The sequence below is a fragment of the Halomonas sp. genome (assembly GCF_029263665.1).
Lineage (GTDB): Bacteria > Pseudomonadota > Gammaproteobacteria > Pseudomonadales > Halomonadaceae > Halomonas.
On the sequence record NZ_JAJUFQ010000050.1, the window covers coordinates 1 to 1775 of the forward strand.

At 55.3% G+C, this 1775-nt stretch carries 1 protein-coding gene; it reads left to right on the plus strand.

Annotated features, from left to right (window positions below; translation table 11 throughout):
* Positions 1-544: 544 nt before the first annotated feature.
* A partial coding sequence (gene eutH / locus Q1K07_RS21225; protein ID WP_300315946.1) for an ethanolamine utilization protein EutH occupies positions 545-1775 on the plus strand: 1231 nt, incomplete at its 3' end.

Sequence of the window (1775 nt, forward strand, 5' to 3'; positions counted from 1 at the left end):
CCGGGCAATAGACGGGAACATCCTCCTGCAATCGCTCCGGATTTGTCACAACAATTTGAACCCTCTGCGAAGAGACGATCAAATCGTCCCGCCTCATGTATACGTATTCACTAGTCAAGCAGGACTGCGATGCTCTTAGATTCCATAGCCTTGGCTCGCACTCTCGATAGCGAGCTCCATGACTATGTTGCCCTGCGGTGGCAGAACAGCGCCGGGGAGCGCTTCGATAATTCCCCATCAAGCACGCTCTGCCTCGGTTATCCGCACGCGCCACCGCATTGTTGACTGCCATATAAATGATCTACATATGAACTTATTGACACGGCACCACGCTATCGTACCTGCACCGAACGGCAGCCCAGCTGCTCCTGCGCTCTGGAGCAGTTCATCAAAACCTTGCCGCCTACATTTCACGTAGGCGTTTCAGGAACACTCTGGGGCAATCGACCATTCAGTCCGGGGGACCGCGGTCGTGTTTATCTACCCTCGTCAGCAACCACGCTCAGGCCTTTGCTGACCTCACCTCACAACGGAGATATTTTTCATGGAACTTCTCGGTGAAATCATTATCTACATCATGATGGGCTCCCTCCTGATCGGAGCCGGAGCTCATATCATTCGACCCAACTCTCAGTTGGGGCTTGAATTCAAAGAAGGCATCGTGATGATGGGCCACATCTTCATCCCCATCGCAGGCATTATGACCCTGATGCCGGTCTTGGTGCCTGCCATCAATACTGTCGTTGCACCCTTATACTCGGCGATGCATTCGGATGCCTCCATTGCAGTCAGCACCTTTATCCCCGGCGACCTCGGCGCGTACCACTTAGCCCACGAGGTAGCCGACGGGCACGGCGCATGGATTCTTGCGTATACCGTGAGCATTACCGCCGGCGCGACCATTGCCTTCTGTATCCCGGTAGGGTTATCGACCTTGCAACAGCGCGATCACAAGTACCTTGCCCTGGGTGTCATGGCAGGCTTCCTTGCCATTCCTTTCGCCTCACTCATCATGGCCCTGATCTTGCTCCAAACCGGTGTGCCACTTCGTGAGGGACTGGATGCCACAGGACCTGGCACCCGTCCATTTGATCTATCCATAACCGAAGTACTACTCAACCTGCTACCGCTGGCCGTGGTGATGGGTCTTCTGTCGTTGGCGCTACGCTTCTTCACACAGAAGATGATCGGCGCTTTCCTCATCTTCGGTCGCGCCTTGCAGATCATCACCACCGCAGCAGTGGCCCTGTCAATTGTCGAGCACTTCACCGGTGTGTTTTCCACCGTCTTCGGCGTATGGCCGCTGGCCCCATTTGCTGCGGATTCGGACGATCCACTTCGGGCTCTGGAAATCGTCGGAAATATCGCGGTGATGCTTGCCGGAGCCTTCCCACTGGTCTATCTCATCCGCAAAGTCTTGGCCAAACCTCTGCAGGCCATTGGACGTCGTATTGGGATATCTGAAGCTGGTATTGCCGGCTTCCTTGCCGCGACAGCCAATGCCGTAGCACTGTTCCAATTGGTGCGACACATGCCACCGAAAGACAAGGTCCTGACGCTGGCCTTTATGGTGTCAGCAACCTTTGCCCTGGGAGACTACATCGCATTTACTGCCACCTTCCAGCCCAACATGATCATCACGATGGTCGTAGGCAAGATCGGTGGCGGACTCATCGCCATCGTCTTCGCCATCTTCCTGGCACTCCCCTACGCTCGACGACTCGAACAAGCTGATATCGAAGCTGACCTGTTGGCGGAGCAGAAGGCAGCTGAAC